The 26,400-nt window shown below is 44.7% G+C and carries 22 protein-coding genes; all 22 read left to right on the top strand.

Going from position 1 to position 26,400, the window contains the following annotated elements:
- The first annotated feature begins 59 nt into the window (after positions 1-59).
- The 22 genes from purC to ruvA all read left to right on the top strand — a co-directional run bounded on the left by purC (position 60) and on the right by ruvA (position 26,306).
- Positions 60-767, top strand: coding sequence for a phosphoribosylaminoimidazolesuccinocarboxamide synthase (gene purC, locus C1G49_RS09835; protein WP_105125536.1), 708 nt, complete (start codon positions 60-62; stop codon positions 765-767).
- A gap of 12 nt (positions 768-779) precedes the next feature.
- Complete coding sequence (locus C1G49_RS09830) at positions 780-4,499, top strand: phosphoribosylformylglycinamidine synthase (RefSeq protein WP_105125535.1); 3,720 nt, start codon at positions 780-782, stop codon at positions 4,497-4,499.
- A 2-nt stretch (positions 4,500-4,501) separates the two neighbouring features.
- Positions 4,502-5,956, top strand: coding sequence for an amidophosphoribosyltransferase (gene purF / locus C1G49_RS09825; RefSeq protein ID WP_105125534.1), 1,455 nt, complete (start codon positions 4,502-4,504; stop codon positions 5,954-5,956).
- A gap of 55 nt (positions 5,957-6,011) precedes the next feature.
- Positions 6,012-7,034 carry a phosphoribosylformylglycinamidine cyclo-ligase gene (gene purM, locus C1G49_RS09820; RefSeq protein ID WP_105125533.1) on the top strand — a complete coding sequence of 341 codons (1,023 nt, stop codon included), beginning with the start codon at positions 6,012-6,014 and terminating at the stop codon, positions 7,032-7,034.
- Positions 7,031-7,582 (top strand): phosphoribosylglycinamide formyltransferase, encoded by a 552-nt coding sequence (purN, locus tag C1G49_RS09815; RefSeq protein WP_105125532.1) that lies wholly within the window; start codon positions 7,031-7,033, stop codon positions 7,580-7,582. Before purM ends, purN begins: the two co-directional genes overlap by 4 nt.
- Positions 7,583-7,591: 9 nt before the next feature.
- Positions 7,592-9,139: a bifunctional phosphoribosylaminoimidazolecarboxamide formyltransferase/IMP cyclohydrolase gene (gene purH / locus C1G49_RS09810; protein WP_105125531.1), complete on the top strand. Its 1,548-nt coding sequence runs from the start codon at positions 7,592-7,594 to the stop codon at positions 9,137-9,139.
- 123 nt (positions 9,140-9,262) lie between these two features.
- Positions 9,263-10,525, top strand: a complete 1,263-nt coding sequence (gene purD, locus C1G49_RS09805; protein WP_105125530.1) for a phosphoribosylamine--glycine ligase — start codon at positions 9,263-9,265, stop codon at positions 10,523-10,525.
- A 25-nt stretch (positions 10,526-10,550) separates the two neighbouring features.
- Positions 10,551-11,039 (top strand): 5-(carboxyamino)imidazole ribonucleotide mutase, encoded by a 489-nt coding sequence (gene purE / locus C1G49_RS09800; RefSeq protein ID WP_105125529.1) that lies wholly within the window; start codon positions 10,551-10,553, stop codon positions 11,037-11,039.
- Complete coding sequence (purK, locus tag C1G49_RS09795) at positions 11,026-12,096, top strand: 5-(carboxyamino)imidazole ribonucleotide synthase (protein ID WP_105125528.1); 1,071 nt, start codon at positions 11,026-11,028, stop codon at positions 12,094-12,096. Before purE ends, purK begins: the two co-directional genes overlap by 14 nt.
- 202 nt (positions 12,097-12,298) lie before the next feature.
- A complete protein-coding gene (locus tag C1G49_RS09790) occupies positions 12,299-13,600 on the top strand; it encodes an AAA family ATPase (protein WP_105125527.1) in 1,302 nt (433 codons plus the stop codon).
- Between the two features lie 6 nt (positions 13,601-13,606).
- Positions 13,607-14,230 carry an RloB family protein gene (locus tag C1G49_RS09785; RefSeq protein ID WP_105125526.1) on the top strand — a complete coding sequence of 208 codons (624 nt, stop codon included), beginning with the start codon at positions 13,607-13,609 and terminating at the stop codon, positions 14,228-14,230.
- Between the two features lie 34 nt (positions 14,231-14,264).
- Positions 14,265-15,557, top strand: coding sequence for an adenylosuccinate lyase (gene purB, locus C1G49_RS09780; protein WP_029179961.1), 1,293 nt, complete (start codon positions 14,265-14,267; stop codon positions 15,555-15,557).
- A gap of 276 nt (positions 15,558-15,833) precedes the next feature.
- The gene (gene ruvB, locus C1G49_RS09775) at positions 15,834-16,832 is read left to right on the top strand and encodes a Holliday junction branch migration DNA helicase RuvB (RefSeq protein WP_105125525.1); all 999 of its coding nucleotides are present in this window, start codon (positions 15,834-15,836) and stop codon (positions 16,830-16,832) included.
- The gene (locus C1G49_RS09770) at positions 16,832-17,584 is read left to right on the top strand and encodes a GNAT family N-acetyltransferase (RefSeq protein ID WP_105125524.1); all 753 of its coding nucleotides are present in this window, start codon (positions 16,832-16,834) and stop codon (positions 17,582-17,584) included. Before ruvB ends, C1G49_RS09770 begins: the two co-directional genes overlap by 1 nt.
- Before the next feature lies 1 nt (position 17,585).
- On the top strand, positions 17,586-18,200 hold the full coding sequence (locus C1G49_RS09765) for an HAD-IA family hydrolase (RefSeq protein ID WP_105125523.1): 615 nt from the start codon (positions 17,586-17,588) through the stop codon (positions 18,198-18,200).
- 249 nt (positions 18,201-18,449) lie between these two features.
- Complete coding sequence (locus C1G49_RS09760; protein WP_105125522.1) at positions 18,450-19,349, top strand: helix-turn-helix domain-containing protein; 900 nt, start codon at positions 18,450-18,452, stop codon at positions 19,347-19,349.
- Between the two features lie 207 nt (positions 19,350-19,556).
- Positions 19,557-20,777: a bifunctional folylpolyglutamate synthase/dihydrofolate synthase gene (locus C1G49_RS09755; RefSeq protein WP_105125521.1), complete on the top strand. Its 1,221-nt coding sequence runs from the start codon at positions 19,557-19,559 to the stop codon at positions 20,775-20,777.
- Positions 20,778-20,967: 190 nt separating this feature from the next.
- On the top strand, positions 20,968-22,482 hold the full coding sequence (locus C1G49_RS09745) for a quinol oxidase (RefSeq protein WP_105125519.1): 1,515 nt from the start codon (positions 20,968-20,970) through the stop codon (positions 22,480-22,482).
- Positions 22,483-22,598: 116 nt separating this feature from the next.
- The gene (gene mutL, locus C1G49_RS09740) at positions 22,599-24,536 is read left to right on the top strand and encodes a DNA mismatch repair endonuclease MutL (RefSeq protein WP_105125518.1); all 1,938 of its coding nucleotides are present in this window, start codon (positions 22,599-22,601) and stop codon (positions 24,534-24,536) included.
- A 73-nt stretch (positions 24,537-24,609) separates the two neighbouring features.
- The gene (locus C1G49_RS09735; protein ID WP_105125517.1) at positions 24,610-24,975 is read left to right on the top strand and encodes a helix-turn-helix domain-containing protein; all 366 of its coding nucleotides are present in this window, start codon (positions 24,610-24,612) and stop codon (positions 24,973-24,975) included.
- Positions 24,976-24,989: 14 nt separating this feature from the next.
- On the top strand, positions 24,990-25,637 hold the full coding sequence (locus C1G49_RS09730; RefSeq protein ID WP_105125516.1) for a CPBP family intramembrane glutamic endopeptidase: 648 nt from the start codon (positions 24,990-24,992) through the stop codon (positions 25,635-25,637).
- Between the two features lie 78 nt (positions 25,638-25,715).
- Positions 25,716-26,306, top strand: a complete 591-nt coding sequence (ruvA, locus tag C1G49_RS09725) for a Holliday junction branch migration protein RuvA (RefSeq protein ID WP_105125515.1) — start codon at positions 25,716-25,718, stop codon at positions 26,304-26,306.
- The last annotated feature ends 94 nt before the right edge of the window (positions 26,307-26,400 follow it).

Below are 26,400 nucleotides of genomic sequence, written 5' to 3'. Positions count from 1 at the left end.
ATGTTGTGTGTTAGAATAAACGAAAAGACTAGAATATTTTATGAAAGGCGAACATTTCAATGAAAACAGACCTTCTCTATTCAGGAAAAGCTAAAGATATCTACGCCACAGTTGATAGTGACCATATTGTTGCAGTTTACAAGGATCAGGCAACGGCTTTTAATGGCGGCAAGAAAGAACAGATTGTGGGCAAGGGTCGGCTCAATAATCTAATTTCTTCGCTTATTTTTGAAAAGTTGAATGTTGCAGGTGTTAAGACACATTTTATCAAGCGTTTGTCAGACACAGAGCAGTTGAATAAGAAGGTGGAGATTATTCCTCTCGAGGTGGTTTTGCGAAATGTGACAGCTGGGTCTTTCTCAAAACGGTTTGGTGTGGAAGAAGGGATTGCCTTAGTTACTCCAATCGTGGAATTTTACTATAAAAAAGATGAGTTGGACGATCCTTTTATCAACGACGAACATATTGCTTTTCTTAATCTAGCTAGTTCAGAAGAAATCGCCTATATCAAGGAAGAAACACGTCGTATCAATAGTTTCTTGAAGGACTTGTTTGCTCAGATTGGGTTGACTTTGGTGGATTTCAAGCTAGAATTTGGGGTTGACTCGTCTGGTCAGATTTTATTGGCGGATGAGTTTTCGCCTGATAATTGTCGTTTATGGGATGCGGATGGCAACCATCTGGACAAGGATGTTTTCCGTCGGGGTCTCGGGGAGTTGACCGATGTTTACGAGGTCGTATTGGCAAAGTTACAGGAAGTGAAATAAGGATTGGAAAAAATGGCGAAGCGAATTTTTGTTGAGAAGAAGGCGGATTTTCAGATTAAGGCGGAGGCTCTTCGTAAGGAGTTGCCCCATAATTTGCAACTGAAGAGTTTGACGAGTGTACGTCTGGTGCAGGTTTACGATGTTTTCAATCTTGAGGAGGACTTGCTGGAGCAGGCTATCAAGCATATCTTTACCGAGCAGGTGACGGACAAGGTCTTGTCGGAAGCGGAACTGGGCTTGGAAGACGCGGTTTATTTTGCTATTGAGGCTTTGCCTGGTCAGTTTGACCAGCGGGCTGCAAGCAGTCAAGAGGCCCTTCTCTTGTTGGGCAGTCGCCAGGAGGTGCGTGTCAATACTGGTCAGCTCTATATTTTGAACGGGGATGTGCAGGAAGAAGAGTTGGCTGCTATCAAGAATTATTTGCTTAACCCTGTGGATTCGCGATTCAAGGATATGGATGCTCCTTTGGTGGCTCAGGAGTTTTCGGTGTCAGATACTGTCATTCCGACCTTGGACTTTTTTGCAAGCTATGGGGCAGAAGAGTTTACGGCTTACAAGCGTGAGGCTGGTTTGGCTATGGAAGTGGAAGACCTGCTCTTTATTCAGGACTATTTCAAGTCAATTGGTCGTGTGCCGACTGAAACAGAGCTCAAGGTTTTGGACACCTATTGGAGTGACCACTGCCGTCATACCACTTTTGAAACAGAACTTAGGTCTATTGACTTTTCAGCTTCAAAATTCCACAAGCAATTGCAGGCGACTTATGACAAGTACCTGGCGATGCGGACAGAATTAGGTCGGACAGATAAGCCACAGACGCTCATGGATATGGCGACTATTTTTGGGCGCTATGAGCGGGCCAATGGCCGTCTGGATGACATGGAAGTGTCAGATGAAATCAATGCCTGCTCGGTAGAAATCGAAGTGGATGTGGACGGCGTAAAAGAGCCATGGCTCCTCATGTTCAAGAATGAAACCCATAATCACCCTACAGAAATCGAGCCTTTTGGTGGTGCCGCAACCTGTATCGGTGGTGCTATTCGTGATCCATTGTCAGGTCGCTCTTATGTTTATCAGGCTATGCGGATTTCAGGCGCGGGCGATATTACCCAGCCTCTGACAGCTACTCGCTCAGGGAAATTGCCACAGCAAATCATTTCAAAAACAGCGGCACATGGTTATTCTTCTTATGGAAACCAAATTGGTCTTGCGACCACCTATGTGCGTGAGTATTTCCACCCAGGCTTTGTCGCAAAACGTATGGAGTTGGGTGCCGTAGTCGGTGCTGCTCCAAAGGAAAATGTGGTCCGTGAAAAACCAGTTGCAGGCGATGTAGTTATCTTGTTAGGAGGCAAAACAGGTCGCGATGGTATCGGCGGGGCAACAGGCTCGTCCAAGGTACAGACAGTCGAGTCTGTGGAAACAGCTGGTGCAGAAGTCCAAAAAGGAAATGCTATTGAAGAACGCAAAATTCAGCGTTTGTTCCGCAATGGTGCCGTGACTCGCTTGATTAAAAAATCCAATGATTTCGGTGCAGGCGGTGTCTGCGTTGCCATAGGTGAGCTGGCAGATGGTCTTGAAATCGATTTGGATAAGGTTCCACTCAAGTATGCAGGCTTGAACGGAACGGAAATTGCCATTTCTGAATCACAAGAGCGGATGAGCGTCGTTGTCCGTCCTCAAGATGTGGAAACCTTCATCGCAGCCTGCCGTGAGGAAAATATCCATGCGGTTGTCGTAGCCAAAGTGACTGAAAAACCAAACCTAGTCATGACTTGGAATGGACAAACCATTGTCGATTTGGAGCGTTCTTTCCTTGACACCAACGGTGTGCGCGTGGTGGTGGATGCTAAAGTGATTGACAGCACTGTCAATTTACCAGAAATGCGTAAAACATCTGCTGAAAGCCTACAAGAAGACTTGAAAGAACTTTTGTCAGACCTCAACCATACTAGCCAAAAAGGTTTGCAGACGATTTTCGACTCATCTGTTGGTCGTTCAACCGTCAACCACCCACTCGGAGGTCGCCACCAGTTAACACCGACAGAAAGCTCTGTGCAGAAGTTGCCTGTCCAGCACGGTGTGACGACGACGGCTTCTGTCATGGCTCAGGGCTATCATCCTTATCTGGCAGACTGGTCTCCTTACCACGGAGCAGCCTACGCGGTCATTGAAGCGACTGCTCGCTTGGTGGCAACAGGGGCTAACTGGTCCAAGGCTCGCTTCTCCTATCAGGAGTATTTCCAACGAATGGATAAGCAGGCAGAGCGTTTTGGTCAGCCAGTAGCAGCACTACTGGGATCTATCGAGGCTCAGATTCAGCTTGGCTTGCCGTCTATCGGTGGCAAGGATTCCATGTCTGGTACCTTTGAGGACTTGACTGTTCCGCCGACCCTGGTTGCCTTTGGCGTGACCACGGCTGACAGCCGCAAGGTCCTCTCACCTGAGTTCAAAGCGGCTGGCGAGCACATTTACTACTTACCAGGTCAGATTTTATCAGAAGACATTGATTTTGCCTTGATCAAGTCTAATTTTGAAGCTTTTGAAAAATGGCAGAGCGCTTATGAGATTACGGCTGCTAGCGCAGTTAAGTATGGAGGAGTTCTAGAAAGTCTAGCCCTTATGTCCTTTGGTAACCAGTTTGGTGCAGAAGTCGAGTTGGCGGAGCTTGAAACCAGCTTGACAGGCCAGCTCGGTGGCTTTGTCTTCACATCGAAAGAAGACATTCCAGATGCGGTGAAAATCGGTCAAACCACTACAGACTTTACACTGGTTGTCAATGGTGTCAACCTTGCGGGACAGGACTTGCAAGCAGCCTTTGAGGGCAAACTAGAAGAAGTTTACCCAACAGAATTTGAACAGGCTACAGACTTACAGGATGTTCCAGCAGTCACCAGTTCAGCAGTTATACAAGCCAAGGAAAGAGTTGATGTTCCGCTTGTTTACATTCCAGTCTTCCCAGGTACCAATTCAGAATACGACTCCGCCAAGGCTTTTGAACAGGCTGGTGCCAAGGTTAATCTGGTGCCATTTGTGACTTTGGATGCGGAAAGTATTGAAAACTCGGTTGACACCATGGTTGCCAACATTGCCAAGGCTAATATTCTATTCTTTGCAGGTGGATTCTCCGCTGCGGATGAGCCAGACGGGTCTGCTAAGTTTATCGTGACCATCTTACGAAATGCCAAGGTCCGCTCTGCTATTGACCAATTTATCGAAAAAGGTGGCCTCATCATCGGTATCTGCAATGGCTTCCAGGCCCTTGTCAAATCGGGCTTGCTACCTTATGGAAACTTTGAGGAGGCGGGAGAAACCAGTCCGACCCTCTTCTACAACGATGCCAACCAGCACGTTGCCAAAATGGTGGAAACGCGGATTGCCAATGTCAATTCTCCGTGGTTGGCAAGTGTCCAAGTCGGTGATATCCATGCGATTCCAGTTTCTCACGGGGAAGGGAAATTCGTGGTGACGGACGAGGAGTTCGCTATCTTGCGAGATACTGGTCAGATTTTCAGCCAATACGTTGATTTTGCAGGTCAGCCAAGCATGGATTCTAAATATAATCCAAACGGTTCTAGCCATGCCATTGAAGGAATCACTAGTCGAAACGGTCAGATTATCGGGAAAATGGGGCATTCGGAGCGTTACGAGGACGGTCTGTTCCAAAACATTCCAGGTAAGAAAGACCAAGGGCTCTTTGTTTCAGCAGTTCGCTATTTTACAGGAAAATAACTATGACATACGAAGTTAAATCACTCAATGAAGAATGCGGGGTTTTCGGTATTTGGGGACATCCGCAGGCTGCTCAGGTGACCTATTTTGGTCTGCATAGCTTGCAGCACCGAGGACAAGAAGGAGCAGGGATTTTGGCCAATGATGGTGGGCATTTACGTCGCCATCGCGGAACAGGCCTGATTGCAGAAGTCTTTAAAAATCCAGCAGATTTAGAAGCCTTGACAGGAACGGCTGCTATTGGTCATGTCCGCTATGCAACTTCTGGTTCTGCTTCTATCAATAATATCCAGCCCTTCCTCTTTGATTTTGCAGATATGCAGGTGGGTTTGGCACACAATGGGAATTTGACCAATGCGGTTAGTTTGAAGGCTGAACTTGAAAAAAATGGTTCTATTTTCTCTTCTTCTTCTGACACTGAAATTCTCATGCACTTGATTCGCCGCAGTCACAATCCAGACTTTATGGGAAAAATTAAGGAAGCTCTCAATACTGTTAAAGGTGGCTTTGCTTACCTGATTATGTTGGAAGACAAATTGGTTGCTGCCTTGGACCCTAACGGTTTCCGTCCACTTTCAATAGGCAAAATGAAAAATGGTGCCTGGGTAGTTTCCAGCGAAACTTGTGCTTTTGAAGTAGTGGGGGCTGACTGGGTGCGAGATGTGGAGCCTGGTGAAATTGTCGTCATTGATGATTCAGGAATTCAATATGATAGCTATACAAGAGATACGCAACTGGCTGTTTGCTCTATGGAGTATGTCTATTTTGCTCGCCCAGATTCGGTAATTCACGGGGTCAATGTCCATACGGCCAGAAAAAACATGGGTCGTCGTTTGGCCCAGGAATTTCAACATGAAGCGGATATCGTGGTTGGTGTGCCAAACTCCTCCCTATCTGCGGCTATGGGATTTGCAGAAGAATCTGGTTTGCCAAATGAAATGGGTCTAATCAAAAACCAATATACCCAGCGGACCTTTATTCAACCAACCCAGGAATTGCGGGAGCAGGGTGTGCGCATGAAGTTGTCAGCCGTTTCAAGTGTTGTCAAAGGCAAGCGGGTGGTCATGATTGACGACTCCATTGTTCGCGGTACAACTAGCCGTCGCATTGTCCAGCTTCTTCGTGATGCAGGGGCAAAAGAAGTTCATGTGGCTATCGGCAGCCCAGAACTCAAGTACCCGTGTTTCTATGGCATTGATATTCAGACCCGTCGGGAGCTGATTTCAGCCAACCATACCGCTGAGGAAGTCTGTGAGATTATCGGGGCAGACAGTCTGACCTACCTTTCTCTTGAAGGGATGATTGAGGCCATTGGTATCGACACCGATGCGCCAAAAGGCGGACTCTGTGTGGCCTACTTTGACGGTGAATTTCCAACTCCTCTCTATGACTATGAGGAAGAATACCTCCGTAGCCTAGAAGAGAAAACGAGTTTCTACATTGAAAATGTCAAGTAAAGACAGATGTGTCAACGTTACTTGACAGACCTGTAAACTGTTGAAAGGAATCAAAATGACAAATAAAAATGCCTACGCCCAATCGGGCGTTGACGTCGAAGCGGGATATGAAGTTGTCGAACGCATCAAGAAGCACGTAGCTCGGACAGAACGCTTGGGTGTTATGGGAGCCCTCGGTGGTTTTGGCGGGATGTTTGATCTAACCAAACTGGATGTCAAAGAGCCAGTCTTGGTATCTGGGACAGACGGTGTGGGCACCAAGCTCATGCTGGCTATCCAGTACGACAAGCACGACACCATTGGTCAAGATTGCGTGGCTATGTGTGTCAACGACATTATCGCAGCAGGTGCAGAGCCGCTTTACTTCCTTGACTACATTGCGACTGGAAAAAATGAGCCAGCCAAGCTGGAGCAAGTAGTTGCAGGTGTTGCGGAAGGCTGTGTCCAAGCAGGTTGTGGTCTGATTGGCGGTGAGACTGCTGAAATGCCTGGAATGTACGGTGAGGATGACTATGACCTGGCTGGCTTTGCCGTCGGCATTGCGGAGAAATCCCAGATTATCGATGGCAGTAAGGTCCAGGAGGGCGACATTCTCCTTGGCCTAGCTTCCAGCGGCATCCACTCCAACGGTTATTCCCTGGTTCGACGCGTTTTTGCGGATGTTTCTGGCGACGCTCTGTTGCCAGAGCTCAATGGCAGAGCTCTGAAGGATGTCCTCTTAGAGCCGACACGTATCTATGTCCAGCAGGTATTGCCTCTGGTAAAAGCAGGGCTGGTCAACGGTATTGCCCATATCACAGGTGGTGGTTTCATCGAAAATATTCCCCGTATGTTTGCTGATAACCTAGCAGCTGAAATTGAAGAGGACAAGATTCCAGTCCTCCCAATCTTTACGGCCCTTGAAAAATACGGAAAGATCAAACATGAAGAAATGTTTGAAATTTTCAACATGGGTATCGGTTTAGTTCTGGCTGTCAGTCCAGACAAGGTTGACAGTGTCTGTCAACTAGTTGACGAGGAAGTTTACACCATTGGTCGCATCATCGCCAAGAAAGACAAGAGTGTGGTCATCAAATGAAACGAATAGCAGTGTTTGCATCAGGCAATGGATCCAATTTCCAAGTCATCGCAGAGCAGTTTGAAGTAGCCTTTGTGTTTTCAGACCGCAGAGGTGCCTATGTCTTGGAACGGGCTGAAAAACTAGGTGTACCAACCTTTGCTTTTGAACTAAAAGAGTTTGCAGATAAGCAGGCCTACGAAGAAGCTATCATCCAACTGCTAGACCAACACCAGATTGACTTGGTGGTCTTGGCAGGCTATATGAAGATTGTGGGACCAACCCTGCTGGCTCAGTATGAAGGTCGGATCATCAATATCCACCCCGCCTACTTGCCAGAATTTCCAGGAGCTCACGGGATTGAAGATGCCTGGCAGGCAGGCGTATCTGAAAGTGGCGTAACAGTCCACTGGGTTGATAGCGGCGTTGACACAGGACAAATTATCAAACAAGTCCGTGTGCCTAGACTAGCTAATGATAGCTTAGAAAGCTTCGAAGCCAGAATACATGAAGCGGAATACCAACTCTATCCAGCAGTCTTGGAGGAGTTGGGGGCAGTGAGAAAATAAGGAGAAATCATGACAAAACGTGCGTTAATTAGCGTATCAGACAAGGCGGGCATTGTGGAGTTTGCCCAAGAATTGACCAAGTTTGGTTGGGAAATTATCTCGACCGGTGGTACCAAGGTTGCCTTGGATCAGGCTGGTGTAACTACCATTGCCATTGACGATGTGACTGGTTTTCCTGAGATGATGGACGGTCGTGTCAAGACTCTTCATCCGAAAATACACGGTGGTTTGTTAGCACGTCGGGATTTGGACAGCCACCTACAAGCAGCCAGCGACCATGAAATCGGCTTGATTGACTTGGTAGTGGTTAACCTTTATCCCTTCAAAGAGACTATTTTACGTCCAGATGTGACCTATGATTTGGCGGTGGAGAATATTGACATCGGTGGTCCCTCTATGCTTCGTTCGGCAGCCAAGAATCACGCCAGCGTGACAGTTGTTGTGGATCCGACAGATTATCCGACGGTTTTAGGGGAAATTGCAGAGCAGGGGGAAACAAGCTATGCAACACGTCAGCGATTGGCTGCCAAGGTCTTCCGTCATACCGCAGCCTACGATGCCCTGATTGCAGACTACTTCACCAAGCAAGTAGGTGAAGATAAGCCTGAAAAACTCACCCTTACTTATGACCTCAATCAGCCTATGCGTTATGGAGAAAATCCCCAGCAAAATGCGGATTTCTACCAAAACGCACTTCCGACTGCATATTCCATTGCATCTGCTAAGCAGTTAAACGGGAAGGAACTATCCTTCAATAACATTCGTGATGCGGATGCGGCCATTCGGATTATCCGTGATTTCAAGGACCGTCCAACCGTTGTTGCTCTCAAACACATGAACCCTTGTGGTATCGGGCAGGCAGAAAGCATTGAACAGGCTTGGGATTACGCTTATGAAGCTGACCGAGTATCGATTTTCGGAGGCATCGTCGTGCTGAACAGGGAAGTAGATGCTGCGACGGCTGAAAAGATGCACCCGATTTTCTTAGAAATCATCATCGCACCGAGCTACTCGGCAGAAGCGCTAGCTATTTTGACCAATAAAAAGAAAAATCTTCGGATTTTGGAGTTGGCCTTTGACGCACAGGATGCGAGCGAAGTGGAAAAAGAGGTCACAGGTGTTGTCGGCGGGCTCTTGGTGCAGGATCAGGACGTGGTGGTGGAAAGCCCAGCGGACTGGCAGGTGGTGACCGAGCGTCAACCGTCCGAGCAAGAGTGGGCGGCTATGGAATTCGCTTGGAAGTCCTCCAAGTATGTCAAGTCCAACGGTATCATCATCACCAATGACAAGATGACCTTGGGCGTGGGACCGGGGCAAACCAACCGTGTGGCGTCCGTCCGTATCGCTATTGAGCAAGCCAAAGATCGTTTGGAGGGAGCCGTTTTGGCGTCGGACGCCTTCTTCCCATTTGCTGATAACGTGGAAGAGATTGCTGCAGCAGGTATTAAGGCCATCATCCAGCCAGGTGGTTCTGTTCGTGACCAAGACTCCATTGACATGGCCAACAAGTACGGATTGACCATGGTCTTTACAGGAGTCAGACATTTTAGACATTGAGGATTTTGCGGCTCACCTCGTGTGAGCTTTTTCCATTCCCGAACATTCCTCTGCTTTTCCTATCGAAATCCGTCTGTTTTTGCTATACTGTTTATAGAAAATCCGTTTTTGAGGTGTGAAAAAATGAAACTTTTGGTTGTTGGGTCTGGTGGTCGTGAACATGCGATTGCGAAGAAATTGTTAGAGTCTGAGCAGGTAGAGCAGGTCTTTGTTGCTCCTGGGAATGACGGAATGACCTTGGACGGTATTGAGTTGGTCAATATCGGAATTTCCGAACATTCTGCATTAATCAACTTTGCAAAGAAAAATGATATTGCTTGGACTTTTGTTGGTCCAGACGATGCTCTGGCAGCAGGTATCGTTGATGATTTTGAACAGGCTGGGCTAAAAGCTTTTGGCCCGAGTCGTCTAGCCGCGGAGCTGGAGTGGTCAAAAGACTTTGCCAAACAAATCATGGTCAAATACGGCATTCCAACAGCAGCCTTTGGCACATTTTCCAACTTCGAAGAAGCCAAAGCCTACATCGAAGAGCAGGGGGCACCGATCGTGGTCAAGGCGGACGGCTTGGCACTGGGCAAGGGTGTGGTCGTGGCGGAAACCGTCGAGCAGGCGGTCGATGCGGCACGGGAGATGCTCTTGGACAACAAGTTCGGCGACTCGGGTGCCCGCGTGGTCATCGAGGAGTTCTTGGTGGGCGAGGAGTTTTCCCTCTTTGCCCTGGTCAACGGCGACCAGTTCTACATTCTGCCGACAGCCCAGGACCACAAGCGTGCTTATGACGGTGACCGGGGTCCAAATACAGGTGGCATGGGGGCTTATGCTCCTGTTCCCCACCTGCCTCAAAGCGTGGTGGATACAGCGGTTGACACTATTGTCAAGCCTATTCTGGAGGGCATGATAGCGGAGGGGCGGTCTTATCTGGGTGTGCTCTATGCTGGCTTGATTCTGACCGACCAAGGTCCCAAGGTCATTGAGTTCAACGCCCGTTTTGGCGACCCAGAAACCCAGATTATCCTGCCTCGTCTGACCTCTGACTTTGCTCAGAACATCGACGACATCCTCCACAAACGTCCTACTGAGTTGACCTGGCTGGATAGTGGCGTAACGCTAGGCGTAGTCGTGGCTTCAAACGGCTACCCACTGGACTACGAAAAAGGCGTAGAGTTGCCAGCAAAGACCGAGGGCGACATCACGACCTACTATGCTGGGGCTCGTTTTGCGGAAAATAGCAGAGCACTGCTCTCTAACGGCGGTCGAGTTTATATGTTAGTCACCACAGCAGACACCGTTCAAGAAGCCCAAGAAAAAATTTACTCGGAGTTGAAGAAACAAGACACGACAGGCCTCTTTTATCGGACAGATATTGGAAGTAAGGCCGTGAAATAAGGGATAAAGAAAAGGAAGTATAAGCATGAATATTCCAATTTCCATCATCATGGGGTCTAGTTCTGACTGGAAAACCATGAAAAAAACAGCAGATGTGCTGGACAAATTTGGCGTAGCCTATGAAAAGAAAGTGGTCTCTGCTCACCGCACCCCAGACCTCATGTTCCGTCACGCCGAAGAAGCTCGTGGCTGTGGCATTAAGGTTATTATCGCAGGAGCAGGTGGTGCGGCTCATTTGCCTGGTATGGTAGCAGCTAAAACAACCCTGCCTGTTATCGGTGTTCCCATCCAATCTCGTGCCCTCAGCGGTGTGGATTCGCTCTACTCTATCGTGCAGATGCCGGGCGGTGTGCCTGTTGCGACTATGGCGATTGGTGAAGCAGGTGCGACCAATGCAGCTCTGACAGCTCTTCGAATTCTCTCCATTGAAGACCAAACCATTGCAGCTCAGCTGGTAGACTTTGCCAAGGAACAGGAAAAAATTGCGGAGGCGATGACAGATGACCTCATCTAAAACAATCGGAATTATCGGCGGCGGTCAGCTGGGTCAGATGATGGCTATTTCCGCCATTTACATGGGGCATAAGGTGATCACGCTGGATCCCGCGGCGGATTGCCCAGCCTCCAAGGTCAGCGAGGTCATCGTCGCTCCCTATCACGATGTGGCGGCCCTCAAACAGCTGGCGGAGCGGTGCCATATCCTGACCTACGAGTTTGAAAATGTCGATGCCGATGGACTGGACGCGGTCATCAAGGACGGTCAGCTCCCTCAGGGGACAGACCTCCTTCGCATTTCCCAGAACCGCATTTTTGAGAAGGATTTTTTTGCAAAAAAAGCTGGCGTGCAAGTCGCCCCCTACAAAGTTGTTACATCTAGCCTGGATTTAGAAGGTCTGGACCTCAGCAAAAACTATGTCTTAAAGACAGCTACTGGGGGTTATGATGGACATGGTCAGAAAGTCATTCGAGAAGCGGCGGACTTGGTAGAGGCTAGTCAGCTAGCCAACTCTGCCGAGTGTGTATTGGAAGAGTTTGTGAATTTTGACTTGGAAATCTCCGTCCTTGTGTCCGGCAACGGCTCCGACTACACCGTCTTTCCTGTGCAGGAAAATATCCACCGCCATAATATTCTTTACAAGACCATTGTGCCTGCCCGTATTTCAGATGAACTAGCTGAAAAAGCCAAAACCATGGCCCTGCAAATCGCCGACAAGCTCTATTTAGCAGGCACCCTTTGTATTGAAATGTTTGTGGCAGGTCAGGACATCCTGGTCAATGAAATTGCCCCTCGACCACACAATTCAGGGCACTATTCTATTGAAGCCTGTGATTTTTCACAGTTTGATACCCATATCAAAGGCATTCTAGGGGAGCCTCTGCCTCCTATCCGCCTTCTCTCTCCAGCTGTTATGATCAACGTCCTCGGACAAGACATGGAAGCAGTCCAAACCTTTCTTCAAGAAAACCCTACCGCCCATCCCCACTTTTATGGTAAACTAGAAGCAAAGCACAATCGCAAAATGGGACACGTGACAGTGTTGGGAGAGGGTGTTGAGATGAGAGAGTTTTAAGTATGTATATGGGACTGCCTGTGTCCCTTAAATTTTCAAATATATATCATGTAATTGGTTATCGTTAGTGTAGAAAATAATTTACGAATTAATGATATAGAGAATGCTGGGAAGTGTCAAAAGAAGTTGCCAAAATCTTACTAAGACTGTATAATTTGTGTTATAATGAAGAGGCGAGAAAAAATCTCGGGAGGTATATAATATGTTAATAGAATTTAAAGTTAAAAATTTTACTTCGTTCAAAAATGAAGTGACATTTAGTATGGTATCTTCAGAAAAATTGACAGAACATCTGGATAATAGAATTGAAATCGAAGAAAATTTACATTTGTTAAAAATAGCTAGTATATTTGGAGCGAATGCGAGTGGTAAGAGTAACTTATTACAAGCTTTGATGTTTATGTTTGCTTTTATAAAAAACTCTATGCAAGACTCGAAAGAAGGAAAAAGAAAATTCAATAATCTAACATTCTCATTAGATACGGTGAGTAAAGATGCTCCTACTGAATTTGAAATTTCATTTATTATGAAAAATCAAATTGTGACCTATGGCTTTTCCCTTGAGAAGGGAGAGGTTAAATCTGAAAAATTATTTGTAGATGACCAGTTGGTATTCGAAAGGGGAATAAATGGTATAGAGTCGTATTCTATTGAGGTTTTCAAAAAGAAAGAAGAGTTAGATTTAAAATTTAGTTTGACAAATTCGTATTCATTATTTTTGACAGTTCTTTCTGTGACTAACACGGAATTAGCTGAAAGTATTATGGAATATTTTACTCAAAATATTAATTTTTTATATGGTTACGGACATAATGCTAGGTTTACAAAGAGTCTGATAAGAGATAATAATAGTTACAAGTCTAAAATAATTGATTTATTAAAAATTGCAGATTTTAATATTACAGATTTAGAAGTTAGACAGCACAAATATGAAGTAAAATTAGTAGGAGAAGCTGAAGAGGAGATACCGGAAGAAATCTTAGAGGAGGCAAAAGAGAATGCAAATCGTCTTTTATCAAAACATAATATATACGATTCAGAAGGAAAAATAATAGATAGTAAACTATTTGATGCAGACCTATTTGAGTCTACTGGTACAAAAGTATTTTTAAGTATGGTTGGCCCCATTGTCAGTGTATTGGAAAATGGTGGTGTATTAATTATTGATGAAGCAGATGCATTGCTGCATCCTTTAGTTACTAAGTATTTGATGAGATTGTTTAACAATTCAGAAAATAAAAATTCTCAACTTATTATCACGAGTCACAATTCAAACATACTAGATCAAGAATTATTGAGAAGAGATCAGATTTGGTTTGTAGAAAAAGATGAATTTGAAGTGAGTCACTTGACATCTCTTTCAGAATACAGATTCAATGGTGCTGTTGTGCGTAGTGACGAGAGGTATGCTAAAAATTATTTAAAAGGAAAATATGGTGCAATTCCTTTTATTAAGAACGATGTAGTTCATACCTTGTTTAAGGGAAGTAAGATGGAGGATTGACAAAATATGGTGAAAAGTCGGTTTTCAAGGGATAAAAAGACAGGAACTAAGGAACAATTACCTTCAATTCTGATTGTGTGCGAAGGCGCTCGTACTGAACCAAATTATTTCCAAGGATTCAAAGTGCTAAATGCAACAGTAGAGATAAAAGGACTTGGCGATAATACGTTAAGACTTGTAGAATATGCTGTTACTGAAAAAGGGAAGTATGATCAAGTTTGGGTAGTTTTTGATAGAGATAGTTTTCCTGCAAAAGATGTTAATGATGCTGTACAATTAGCGCAACACCATAATTTTGGAATAGCCTATAGTAATGAGTCTTTTGAATTGTGGTATGTTTTGCATTTTCAATACCTAGATTCAGGAATTAGCAGAACGCAATATATTAATATTTTGAACAATATTTTTAAAAAGAATTCTGATTTTCCAGAAGAATATCAAAAAAATCTTCAAAATATGTACGATTTGTTAAAACCATTTCAAGCTAATGCTATTAGAAACGCTAAAACTTTAGCAAGTAGGTATACAGATGAATCAACTCCCTCTCCTGCAAAGCAATTACCAGTAACATATGTTTATAAATTAGTTGAAGAGTTGAATAAATGGCTTCCATCTGTAAGACTTGATTAGTTAGTAAATTTCAAATGTAGGTAAAGGAAAAACAATGATCAATCGTTATTCCCGCCCAGAGATGGCGGCTATTTGGAGTGAAGAGAACAAGTACAAAGCTTGGTTGGAGGTGGAGATCCTCGCAGATGAGGCTTGGGCTGAGTTGGGTGAGATTCCCAAAGAAGATGTGGCCTTGATTCGTGAGAAGGCGACTTTTGACATCGACCGCATTTTAGAGATTGAAGAGGAGACCCGTCACGATGTGGTGGCTTTCACGCGTGCGGTTTCGGAAAGTCTTGGTGAGGAACGCAAGTGGGTTCACTACGGTTTGACATCGACCGATGTGGTGGATACGGCTTACGGTTACCTCTACAAGCAGGCTAACGACATCATCCGTCGTGACCTTGAAAACTTTACCACTATCATCGCCGATAAGGCTCGTGAGCACAAGTACACCATTATGATGGGCCGGACCCACGGTGTCCATGCGGAGCCAACGACCTTCGGTCTTAAGTTGGCGACTTGGTATAGCGAAATGAAACGCAATATGGAGCGTTTTGATGTAGCAGCCAAGGGCGTTGAGGCTGGTAAAATTTCAGGTGCGGTTGGTAACTTTGCCAACATTCCTCCATTTGTGGAAGAGTATGTTTGTGGCAAATTGGGTATTCGTCCGCAGGAAATTTCAACTCAGGTCCTTCCTCGTGACCTCCACGCAGAATATTTCTCAGCCCTAGCCTTGATCGCAACGTCTATCGAGCGTATGGCGACAGAAATCCGTGGACTACAAAAATCTGAGCAACGCGAAGTAGAAGAGTATTTCGCCAAAGGCCAAAAGGGCAGCTCTGCTATGCCCCATAAACGCAACCCTATCGGATCTGAAAACATGACCGGTCTGGCTCGTGTGGTGCGTGGTCACTTGGTGACGGCTTTTGAAAATGTGGCTCTCTGGCACGAACGCGATATTTCCCACTCGTCAGCGGAGCGGATTATCACGCCGGATACGACTATCCTCATCAACTACATGCTCAACCGTTTTGGTAATATCGTCAAGAACTTGACGGTTTTCCCTGAAAATATGAAACGCAATATGGAGTCGACTTTTGGCTTGATTTACAGCCAGCGTGTGATGCTTAGCTTGATTGAGAAAGGCATGACCCGTGAGGAAGCCTATGATTTGGTGCAACCAAAAACCGCACAGTCATGGGATAATCAAGTGGACTTCAAGCCCCTTCTCGAAGCGGATGAGCGTGTGACAGCCAAACTTAGTCAGGAAGAAATCGATGAACTCTTCAACCCAGACTACTATGCCAAACGGGTAGATGACATCTTTGAACGACTTGGATTATAAAAAAATCAAAATTCTTTGGATTTTCCAGAGAATTTTTTAGTTTCCCTTAAGTTTTGAGAGTTATACTCTATTTAAGCTAGAAATAGCAAAACTTTTACTGAATGATTTTCAGTATCGTCATCCGTAAGAGCTAAAGCTCAAACGGCTGGCATATCTTTTCACCTAAAGGTATCCCTAGCTCTAAGTCGCAAGCGACAAGAGCTAGGTATCATATAATCTCCTGGAAATACTGGACTCACTGAGTCTGGTATTTTCATTTTATGCTATAATAGTCCCATGACTAGAATATTAGATATGGAACAAATGCAGGACGAGGAATACGTTGAGCGTACCCTGCGTCCGCAGAAATTAAATGAATACATCGGTCAGGACAAGGTCAAGGACCAGCTGAAAATCTTTATCGAGGCAGCCAAACTCCGTGATGAAGCCTTGGACCATACTCTTCTTTTTGGTCCTCCGGGTCTAGGTAAGACCACCATGGCTTTTGTCATTGCAAACGAACTAGGCGTCAATATCAAGCAGACCAGTGGTCCCGTCATTGAAAAGGCAGGCGATTTGGTGGCCCTTCTCAATGATTTGGAACCTGGTGATGTCCTCTTTATCGATGAAATCCACCGTATGCCCATGGCGGTTGAGGAGATTCTCTACTCTGCCATGGAAGATTTTTACATTGACATCATGATTGGGGCTGGGGAGGCCAGTCGCTCCGTGCATCTGGAGTTGCCTCCTTTTACCCTGATTGGAGCAACCACTCGTGCGGGGATGCTGTCCAATCCTCTGCGAGCCCGTTTTGGTATCACTGGACACATGGAGTACTACGAGCTGGCTGATTTGACCGAGATTGTCGAGCGGACAGCGGACATCTTTGACATGGAGATTACCCATGAAGCAGCTATCGAGCTGGCTCGTCGTTCGCGTGGGACTCCTCGTATCGCCAACCGCCTGCTCAAACGGGTGCGGGATTTTGCCCAGATTATGGGCGACGGCCTGATTGACGATATCATTACGGACAAGGCTCTGACCATGCTGGATGTTGACCGTGAAGGTCTGGACTACGTGGACCAGAAGATTCTCCGTACCATGATTGAAATGTACGGCGGCGGTCCCGTCGGCCTCAACACCCTGTCGGTCAATATCGCCGAGGAGCGTGAAACGGTGGAGGATATGTATGAGCCATACCTGATTCAGCAGGGCTTTCTCATGCGGACACGGACGGGGCGGGTTGCGACAGCCAAGGCCTACGAGCACTTGGGTTATCCCTATACGGAAAAATAATGGCAGAGCAGATGAGACGAGTAGCTAGTTTATTTGGAGATTGGCCTGAGGCAATTATTTGGACCTGTTTAGAAGGCAGAATGGGACAGATTCATGTTGATGACAGCCAGTCGCCCCAGTCAGCCTTAGCTCTCTATGGACGGCAGAGCTTCTTTGGTTTTTTGGCCGGAAAACCAAATGTGGACTTGCTAAAAATGTGTGAGGGAAAGGATATTATTTTAGTACCTCAAAACCAATCCTGGTCAGACTTGATAGAAGAGACTTACGGAGACAGAATCCGGTCCTTTACCCGTTATGCTACGAAAAAAGATACTAGTTTTGACCTTGGGCATTTGCAGAAACTGATTGATGCCCTACCTGGAGAGTTTGACCTGAAAGTAATTGACCGTAATCTGTATGATGCCTGTCTGGTAGAAGAATGGTCACGCGATTTGGTGGGCAATTATGCTGATGTGGAGCAGTTTTTAGACTTGGGTCTAGGCTATGTCATCTTGCATAAGGAACAGGTGGTGTCAGGTGCCTCATCCTATGCCAGTTATTCAGGTGGGATTGAGATAGAAGTGGATACTAGGGAAGACTATCGAGGTTTGGGTTTGGGTTTGGCTAGAGCTTGTGCTGCTCAGTTAATCTTAGCTTGTTTAGACCGTAATCTCTATCCTAGCTGGGATGCCCATACTCTGACTTCCTTGAAACTGGCTGAAAAATTGGGTTACCAATTGGACAAGCCCTATCAAGCATATGAATGGAGATAAGATGACACCGACATTTATTTGGGATTTGGATGGAACCCTTTTGGATTCCTATGAAGCAATTTTGGCTGGAATTCAGGAAACTTATGAACAATATGACCTTCCTTTTGACCGTGAGGAAGTAAGAAATTTTATTCTTCGTTATTCTGTCAAGGATTTGCTGGTGCGTGATGGGGCTAAGCACGGTCTGGATAGCGATGAACTCAATCGCGTACGCGCGACTTCATTGAAGGAGAAGAATACGCAGATTCCCCTGATGGCTGGTGCGCGTGAAATTCTGGACTGGACAGCAGAGAAAGGAATTCAAAACTTCGTTTATACCCACAAGAGTGACAATGCTTTTCAGGTTTTGGAGGAGTTGGGCATTGCTCACCATTTCACAGAAATCTTGACCAGCGATTCTGGTTTTGCCCGCAAACCAAGTCCGGAAGCTCTGCTATTTCTCATCGAAAAATACGGACTGGACAAGGAAAATACCTACTATATCGGTGACCGTCTGCTCGATGTGGAGACAGCTGTCAACGCAGGAATTCATAGTATCAACCTGCAAATCGATGGTGTGGAGAAAAATTGGAAGATTGAGAAGTTGGTGGACATTAAGGAGAAGTTTGAAGTGTAGATATAGTTAATAACTATGACAAGTCATGGAAATATTCAATTAGTCATCTATAGCGAGTTTTGATACACTAGATAGGTAAAGCGAAAAAACTGAGGTTATCGGTGAAAGATAAGAAATTTTAGTAATCTTTGGATGGGATCAAATACCAATTAGTATGTAAGTATACAATTATTTTCATCGCAATATGAAATCGTTTACAATTTCTGGCTTTTTTGCTACAATGAACAAAAGTATATTCGGAGGTATTTTATGAACGATAAGGAATTTGGACAACGTGTGCGTCAACTGCGAGAAACTGCTAGTCTGACGCGTGAACAGTTTTGTGACGATGAACTGGAGCTCTCCATCCGCCAACTAACCCGTATCGAAGCAGGTACTTCCAAGCCGACTTTTTCAAAAATCCAATATATCGCAACCCGCTTAGGCATGGGGCTCTACGAGCTTATGCCAGATTATGTGTCTCTACCTGAACGATATTCCAAACTGAAGTTTGATGTCCTCCGTACACCGACTTATGGCAATGAGGAATTAGTTGAAAAACGTGATGCTATTTTGACGGAAATCTATGATGACTACTATGATGACTTGCCTGAAGAGGAGAAAATAGCGATAGATGCGATTCAATCACGAATTGATACCTTAGAATCAGGTACAGCTGGTTTTGGAAAAGAAATATTAGAAGATTACTTTGAACAAATTTTTCGAAAACAAAAGTACGAAGTGAATGATTTACTGATTATAAGACTCCAGCTGGAATATGTTAGATTATCTAGTAATGACTCAGAAATCTTTAGACAGTTTTTGAAAATTATAGAAGCCTTACATGGACAAATTGATATTATCAATTCGAGTGATCTATTTGTTTTACGAGACACATTGTTATCTTGTGTAAATATTTTGGGAGGCAAAAAGTATTATGAACCAATACCAAAGATATTCGACAGTGTAGATAAAATTATACAGTCGACACAAGACTTTCAGAAAAAGCCCATTGTCAGTGTATTGAAATGGAAATACGCACTTTTTGTAAATAAGGATAGAGGAGAGGCTGAAAAGCATTATCTAGATGCGATTCTATTTGCAAAATTGATAGAAAATAGAGGGTTAGAACAGAAGATTGAAGAAGATTGGAAAGTTGACAATCAGTAAAGTGACATTTTTGTCCTGTTGAAGAGCTGTCAAAAGTATTATACTAAACTCATAAAGATTAAAGGAGATTAGTAATATGTTTAACTTTTTGAAATTTTTTGGTCGTCTTGGTGGTAACTGGGGAACATGGATTGAAGAATAATATTCATAAAAAGCCAACATCCGTTAGGCTTTTTTGTTATACTAGACAGTATGTAGGAGGTGGCTATGTTAGAAAATTGGTTAAACACCAAGCAAGGTCAGGTGTTTCATTATAAGATGGAGAAGATTGAGTATGCCCTAGAACAGCTAGGAAATCCCCAGTTTGCAGTGCCGGTCATTCATGTTGCTGGAACCAATGGCAAGGGATCGACCATTGCCTTTATGCGCCAGCTATTTCAGGCACATGGCTTGCGTGTCGGTAGTTTTGTATCTCCCCACATGGTGAGCGTGCACGACAGGATTTGTATTGACAGTCAGCCCATCTCCGACCACGATTTTCAGCACTATTTACAGAAAGTCTACGACTTGGAGCAGGAAGTTGCCGCACGCTATGAGCCTTTCCGCTATTTTGAGGTCATGGTACTCATTATGTTCCTCTATTTCAAGGACCAACAGCCTGATTTGGCACTAGTAGAGGTGGGTATCGGCGGACTTTTGGATACGACCAACGTCGTGGCACCAACCCTAAGCCTTATCACCTCCATCGGCATGGACCATCAAGATTTACTAGGATCGACTTTAGGGGAAATAGCAGAGCAGAAAGCAGGGATTATCAAGGAAAACGTGCCTGTCGTCCTTGGACCACTTTCTTCAGAAACCACAGTCATCTGTCGCCGAATTGCCCTTGAAAAACAAGCTCCAGTCTACCAATTTGGTCAGGAATTCACATATAAAGCAGGACAGTTCAGCAATGCGGACAGAGACCTGTCAGAATTGGTTCTGGGTCTGGCAGGTCCTCACCAAGAAGAAAATGCGGCCGTAGCCTTGCAAACTTTTTTGCTTTATATGGCAAGTATTCAAAAAGCGACTTTACCTCCGTTAATTAAAACTGCCCTTGCCCAAACCAGCTGGCCTGGTCGTTTGGAATTGGTTGCTCAAGAGCCAAAAATCTATTTGGACGGAGCCCACAATGTCCCTGCTATTGGACGCTTGATTGAATTTATTCAAGAACAAGAAGAGCCTGTCACCATTCTCTTTTCTGCCCTTCGGCGCAAGGATTTTCAAGAAATGTTGGACTTGTTGGAGGAAAGGCTGCCTCAAGTTTCCCTTGTTTTGACCAGCTTTGCTTATGACGGTGCCTTGTCCGAGGAAAACCGTCAGGGTCGAGAATATGTTGCGAACTACCAGCAGTTTATAGAAGATTGGCAATCTAGCGCGCAAGGTATTTTGATTATTACAGGCTCCCTCTACTTTATCTCAGAGGTTCGTCAGCTATTTAAAAAATAAAGTAACTTTTGCGAATAAATAGGTATGACACATGCAGAAACAGTAGCCTTTTTAAAAGAATTTCAAGAGAACAAGCACCATACCTTTCGACAGTTGGAACTGTTTGCAAAAATTTCCAGAACTCCCGATAGGAAATGACATCGGGAGTGCTTTTTGATATAATAAAAAAAGTACATTCAAGGAGGAGAACATGACAGAATTAGATGCAGTTGCTCGTGAAGTATCTCATCAACCTCGGCGCCGTCGAAGAGCAAGGCAATCACAAGGTTACCAGTTAAACGAAGATTTTAAGGCCGGGATGCCCAAAACGAAGATTTGGCCAGCGCTTATTTGGAGTGTATTGCTAAGTGCCGTCAGTATTGCCAATCCCTTTCTAACTTTTTTGGCTACAAATGTACAGACACAAAATTTGTATGCCGGAATGGCTATGATGGCTGGTCAGAATCCCTACGGAGATTTCTTCGCAACAAACGGCGTTTTATATTACTTACTAGCCTGGTTAGGTCATATTGATGGAGGATTTATTGTATTTGGTTTTCTCCAAATGATTGCGTTGTTTATCGCAGGAGTTTATTTCTATAAAATCATGGTCTATTTTAGTCAGTCGGAACGGTTGGCGACCAGTTCAAGTCATTGGTTTTATATTTTTATTGCTTCTTTAGGATTTGGCGGCTTATATGCAGAAATCTTTGCGCTTCCCTTTGTTTTGGCAGGTATTTGGTTCCTAGTCCGCTATTTTGCAAATGCTGTGGGCGATGAGGCCTTTATCCTGTATGGAATTGAGGCAGCCTTGGCCTTTCTGATTTATCCAGAGAGCCTCTTATTATGGTTGCTAGCTGGTTTCATATTGTTTGTTTTTAACACGCAACAACGGCAAATGGCTCGAGGGTTCTATCAATTATTGGCAAGTATATTTGGTCTTCTTTTGGTCTTGTATCTAGTTGGCTACTATGCCTTTGAAGCACAGATTCTAGGAACAGCTATCCAGCAAACTTTTCTTTACAATTTAAACTTGGACTTCCAGTATGCAGACCTGTATATGGCACTGGCACTTGTAGCGGGATTCTTATTGCTATCTGGTTTTTTCAAGGGATTTATCCAGACCGTGTCTTCCTTCGGTCAAGGTCTACATAATCATATCAAGGTTCTAATCCTGCTCGTTTTTGTAGCTCAGCTGGTGTTTATTATTGGAACCCGAAATGGTCATTATAGTCAACTGCTTAGTCTATTGCCTTATGGTTTTGTACTGACTGTTCTTCATTTGGGAGCTGATTCAGCAGTTGAAGAACGAGGCTATCTTCGTCATCAGTTTTTCTTGCCTCTGTTGATGATTTTTGGAATAGTCGCGCAACCAGCCTATACTTATTTTGTAGAAGGGGACTTGGTAGCGGACCGAGCAAGTATTGCTAGCTATGTGGGGCAAGAAACCAATGAAGATGATAAGATTTATGTTTGGGATGATAGCGCTAGCATCTATCTTGATAGCCAACGTCTGTCATCCGCAACTATTACCACAGCGGAGCCCTATCTGACTACGACTGACAATCAGAATAGCCTGGTTTACGACCTCAATAAAAATGAAGCAAGTTTGATCATTGTTAATAAGAATATCCCGCTCTTAGACGATGTGAAAGCAAATGTAGAGCTACAGTATAAGTCTGTCAAAACTACCGACTATTTTACTGTTTATCAAAAGAATGAATGATTGCTTAGGCAGTCATTTTTTCATTGGCTTGGGAAAATGGGTAAGACTAGGATGTGTGGTATAATGGAGAAATAGGTAGATGGAAAAAGAATGTCTAAAGAAATGTAGGAAAAAGTATGGCACAAATTATCGAATTACCAGAAATTTTAGCCAACCAGATTGCAGCAGGTGAGGTGATTGAGCGACCTGCCAGTGTGGTTAAGGAGTTGGTGGAGAACTCGATTGATGCAGGCGCCAGCCAGATAGAAATTCGTATCGAAGAAGCTGGGCTAAAAACTATTCAAATTACAGACAACGGCGAAGGTATTGCCCCTGACCAAGTAGCTTTGGCTTTACGCCGTCATGCCACCAGTAAGATCAAAAATCAGGCGGACCTTTTTCGAATTCGGACCTTGGGTTTCCGTGGTGAAGCCCTGCCCTCCATCGCCTCTGTCAGTCAAATGGTTATTGAAACGGCTACAGCCAACCATGCCCACGGTTTGCGTTTGGTTTCCAAGGGTGGTATCGTTGAGTTAGAGGAGCCAATCAGTCGCCCAGTCGGCACCCAGATAACCGTTTCGGATTTGTTTTACAATACCCCTGCCCGTCTTAAGTATGTCCGTAGTCAGCAGGCCGAGTTATCGCATATCGCTGATATTATCAACAGGCTGAGCCTGGCCCATCCTGAAATCGCCTTTACCCTGGTCAATGAAGGACGGGAATTGATGCGGACAGCTGGAACGGGTAAGCTCCGTCAAGCTATTTCGGGTATCTACGGTATTGCTTCTGCTAAAAAAATGGTGGAGATTGAGGCTGAGGACTTGGATTTTCACGTTTCGGGCTATGTTTCCCTGCCAGAATTGACCCGTGCCAACCGCAATTACATTTCCATTTTCATCAATGGACGTTATATCAAGAACTTCCTACTCAACCGTGCCATTTTGGAAGGTTACGGTAGTAAGCTCATGGTAGGGCGTTTTCCGCTGGCGGTGATTTCTATTGAGATTGATCCTTATTTGGCTGATGTCAATGTCCATCCAACCAAGCAAGAGGTCCGTATTTCCAAGGAAAAGGAACTCATGACTCTGATTCGCGAGGCCATTATTAAGGCACTAAAGGAGCAGGATTTAATTCCTGACGCCCTGGAAAATCTGGCCCAGTCTAGTACGCGTACCAAGGTCAAAGCAGAGCAGGTCACCTTGCCACTCAAGGAAAGCAAGCTCTACTATGACACTATCAAGCAGGACTTCTTCCTCAAACCAGAGGTGGTTTCAGAAGACATCAAGCCTTTGGAAGAAGACAAGAACCTGACAGAGATGACAAGTCAAGTTGACAAGTCTGTCACTATCAAATTTGCCCAACGGCAGACAGAAATTACTGATGATCTTGACCACCCAAATCTAACTAGTAAGGAACTTGCTAAGGTGGCAGACAAGTTGGATCAGGAAGAAACCTCGACCTTCCCAGAATTGGAATATTTTGGTCAAATGCACGGCACCTATCTTTTTGCACAAGGAAAAACAGGACTGTATATCATCGACCAACATGCTGCACAGGAGCGGGTCAAATACGAATACTACCGTGAGAAGATTGGTCAGGTAGATAACTCTGCTCAGCAGTTGCTGGTGCCTTATATCTTTGAATTCCCTCAAAATGATGCCCTAAATCTTGCACATAAAATGGATGCCCTCCGTCAAGTTGGTGTCAACTTGGAAGAGTATGGTGTCAACCAATTCATCTTACGTGAGCACCCTATCTGGATGAAGGAAGAGGAGATTGAGGCTGGTATTTACGAGATGTGCGATATGCTACTTCTAACAGACCAGGTGTCCATCAAGCAGTATCGGGCTGAGTTGGCCATTATGATGTCCTGCAAGCGTTCGATTAAGGCCAATCATGCCTTGGATGATTATTCAGCGCGTGATTTGTTGCGGCAATTATCCCATTGTCAAAATCCTTATAACTGCCCGCACGGCCGACCAGTCTTGGTGCATTTCAGCAAGTCGGACATGGAAAAAATGTTTAGACGCATTCAGGAAAATCACACGAGTTTACGTGAGTTGGGGAAGTATTAAGGATTTTAACACCCATGTAAAAGCATTTGGACTAGCTATTTTTACTGCCAGCTTGTAATGTAAAGGAGGAAACATGACCAATCTTGGACAGCTCATTCACATGGAGCGAACAAAACGACAGGAATCGCAAGAAACCTTGGCAAAAGCAATCGGAGTGTCACGGCAAACAGTCTTAAACTGGGAAAAAGGTCGCACCTTACCTGATAGTGCCAGTCTAGTCAGCATTGCCCAACGTTATCATCTCTCTTTTGACCAGTTAATTGGCTTACAAGTCAAGGCTAAGAAAAGGCGGGTCTGGATAAATTACCTGATTCTCCTAATCCTATTCAGTCTAGGTATTTTTGTCGGTGGCAATGCCACTCTCTTGCTTCCTTTCCTCATCGTTTTTCTCCTCATCGGTTTCCTTATCCAAGAATTCATGTTGACCAAATCTTTATAAAGCGAGGTCATCGTATGATCCGAAAGGATAGACTATTTATTGCATTTATTGTTCTTGGTGTGCTCAGTCTGCTGGTCAAGCTTCACCGCTATTTAGGATTTAGTCCGATTCATAGTCTTTATTACCAGCTTGCTAGTTTTGTCTTGCTATTTGCACTTGGTATGTACCACTATAGAGAGTTGCTTTGGACTGATTTTAGAAAATTGCGGAGCTGGAAACTGCTTTACCAATTCCCTTTGTTTTATCTTGCAGACTTTTTGGTCATGTATGGAGGAAGTTTTCTCCAATACTTGATAGTGAAATCATTCCATATCTCAGAAGGTATAGGCAATGTCACAGCAGTTAATAAGATAAGCCAAATCGTCCCACTTCCAATCTTTTTGCTGATAGTGGGAATCATCGGTCCAATTGTTGAAGAACTTTTTTATCGGAAATGTTTACAGGATAGTCTGAAAAATGTTTTAAATCCATGGTTTGCTATTGTCTTGCAAGGTCTCATTTTTGGCTTAGGGCATGCTAAATCTCTGGATAGTTCAGAAATTATCAACACGATTCCCCAGATTTGTTCGGGTATTTACTTGGGTTATCTCTATCACAGAACAGGCAATCTTTGTTATCCGATGCTCGTTCATTGTGTAGGCAACCTATCCGTCGGATATTGAAACCTAGCTTCGCTATCAATAGCGAGGCTTTTTATGGTACAATGGAAAGACATAAATTATCATCGATAAAGGAAGTATATGTACGACTATATCAAAGGAATGTTAACAAAAATCACTGCAAAGTATATTGTAGTAGAAACGCATGGGGTAGGTTACCTCTTGCAGGTGGCTAACCCATATGCTTACTCTGGACAGGTCCAGCAAGAAGTAACGGTCTATACCCATCAAGTTATTCGTGAAGATGCTCATTTGCTCTACGGATTTGCGACAGAGGCTGAAAAATCCGTCTTTCTCAGCCTGATTTCAGTATCAGGAATTGGTCCGACAACGGCTTTGGCCATTATTGCAGTTGATGATAATGACGGTCTGGTGCGGGCTATTGAGCAGAAGAATATCACCTACCTGACCAAGTTTCCAAAGATTGGTAAGAAAACAGCCCAGCAGATGATTTTGGACTTGGAAGGCAAGTTTGTCATGAGTGAGGAAACAGGACCTGTTCAACCAGTAGCACCTGCCAGTGAGAATGTCGCCCTCGATGAAGCCATGGAAGCCATGGAAGCCCTTGGTTACCGCCCAGCCGAACTTAAGAAAATAAAGAAATTCTTTGACGGCACTACCGACACTGCAGAAAACTACATCAAATCAGCCCTTAAAATGCTGATGAAGTAACGTACCAGTCTGATGGTTGCTGAAGCAACTCATCATACTACGGCAATCGCTATTTGCGACTTGCCTAGGTACCTTACTAATTCGCCACAAAAAT

It is taken from the genome of Streptococcus suis, from assembly GCF_002960625.1.
GTDB lineage: Bacteria > Bacillota > Bacilli > Lactobacillales > Streptococcaceae > Streptococcus > Streptococcus suis_T.
The sequence above is the reverse complement of the archived record's forward strand: the minus strand, read 5'-3'. Positions and strand labels throughout refer to the sequence as shown.

Bases quoted from the DNA above. Each gene is read 5' to 3' on its own strand.
- purC (WP_105125536.1), top strand. From the start codon at position 60: ATGAAAACAGACCTTCTCTATTCAGGAAAAGCTAAAGATATCTACGCC.
- C1G49_RS09830 (WP_105125535.1), top strand. From the start codon at position 780: ATGGCGAAGCGAATTTTTGTTGAGAAGAAGGCGGATTTTCAGATTAAG.
- purF (WP_105125534.1), top strand. From the start codon at position 4,502: ATGACATACGAAGTTAAATCACTCAATGAAGAATGCGGGGTTTTCGGT.
- purM (WP_105125533.1), top strand. From the start codon at position 6,012: ATGACAAATAAAAATGCCTACGCCCAATCGGGCGTTGACGTCGAAGCG.
- purN (WP_105125532.1), top strand. From the start codon at position 7,031: ATGAAACGAATAGCAGTGTTTGCATCAGGCAATGGATCCAATTTCCAA.
- purH (WP_105125531.1), top strand. From the start codon at position 7,592: ATGACAAAACGTGCGTTAATTAGCGTATCAGACAAGGCGGGCATTGTG.
- purD (WP_105125530.1), top strand. From the start codon at position 9,263: ATGAAACTTTTGGTTGTTGGGTCTGGTGGTCGTGAACATGCGATTGCG.
- purE (WP_105125529.1), top strand. From the start codon at position 10,551: ATGAATATTCCAATTTCCATCATCATGGGGTCTAGTTCTGACTGGAAA.
- purK (WP_105125528.1), top strand. From the start codon at position 11,026: ATGACCTCATCTAAAACAATCGGAATTATCGGCGGCGGTCAGCTGGGT.
- C1G49_RS09790 (WP_105125527.1), top strand. From the start codon at position 12,299: ATGTTAATAGAATTTAAAGTTAAAAATTTTACTTCGTTCAAAAATGAA.
- C1G49_RS09785 (WP_105125526.1), top strand. From the start codon at position 13,607: ATGGTGAAAAGTCGGTTTTCAAGGGATAAAAAGACAGGAACTAAGGAA.
- purB (WP_029179961.1), top strand. From the start codon at position 14,265: ATGATCAATCGTTATTCCCGCCCAGAGATGGCGGCTATTTGGAGTGAA.
- ruvB (WP_105125525.1), top strand. From the start codon at position 15,834: ATGACTAGAATATTAGATATGGAACAAATGCAGGACGAGGAATACGTT.
- C1G49_RS09770 (WP_105125524.1), top strand. From the start codon at position 16,832: ATGGCAGAGCAGATGAGACGAGTAGCTAGTTTATTTGGAGATTGGCCT.
- C1G49_RS09765 (WP_105125523.1), top strand. From the start codon at position 17,586: ATGACACCGACATTTATTTGGGATTTGGATGGAACCCTTTTGGATTCC.
- C1G49_RS09760 (WP_105125522.1), top strand. From the start codon at position 18,450: ATGAACGATAAGGAATTTGGACAACGTGTGCGTCAACTGCGAGAAACT.
- C1G49_RS09755 (WP_105125521.1), top strand. From the start codon at position 19,557: ATGTTAGAAAATTGGTTAAACACCAAGCAAGGTCAGGTGTTTCATTAT.
- C1G49_RS09745 (WP_105125519.1), top strand. From the start codon at position 20,968: ATGACAGAATTAGATGCAGTTGCTCGTGAAGTATCTCATCAACCTCGG.
- mutL (WP_105125518.1), top strand. From the start codon at position 22,599: ATGGCACAAATTATCGAATTACCAGAAATTTTAGCCAACCAGATTGCA.
- C1G49_RS09735 (WP_105125517.1), top strand. From the start codon at position 24,610: ATGACCAATCTTGGACAGCTCATTCACATGGAGCGAACAAAACGACAG.
- C1G49_RS09730 (WP_105125516.1), top strand. From the start codon at position 24,990: ATGATCCGAAAGGATAGACTATTTATTGCATTTATTGTTCTTGGTGTG.
- ruvA (WP_105125515.1), top strand. From the start codon at position 25,716: ATGTACGACTATATCAAAGGAATGTTAACAAAAATCACTGCAAAGTAT.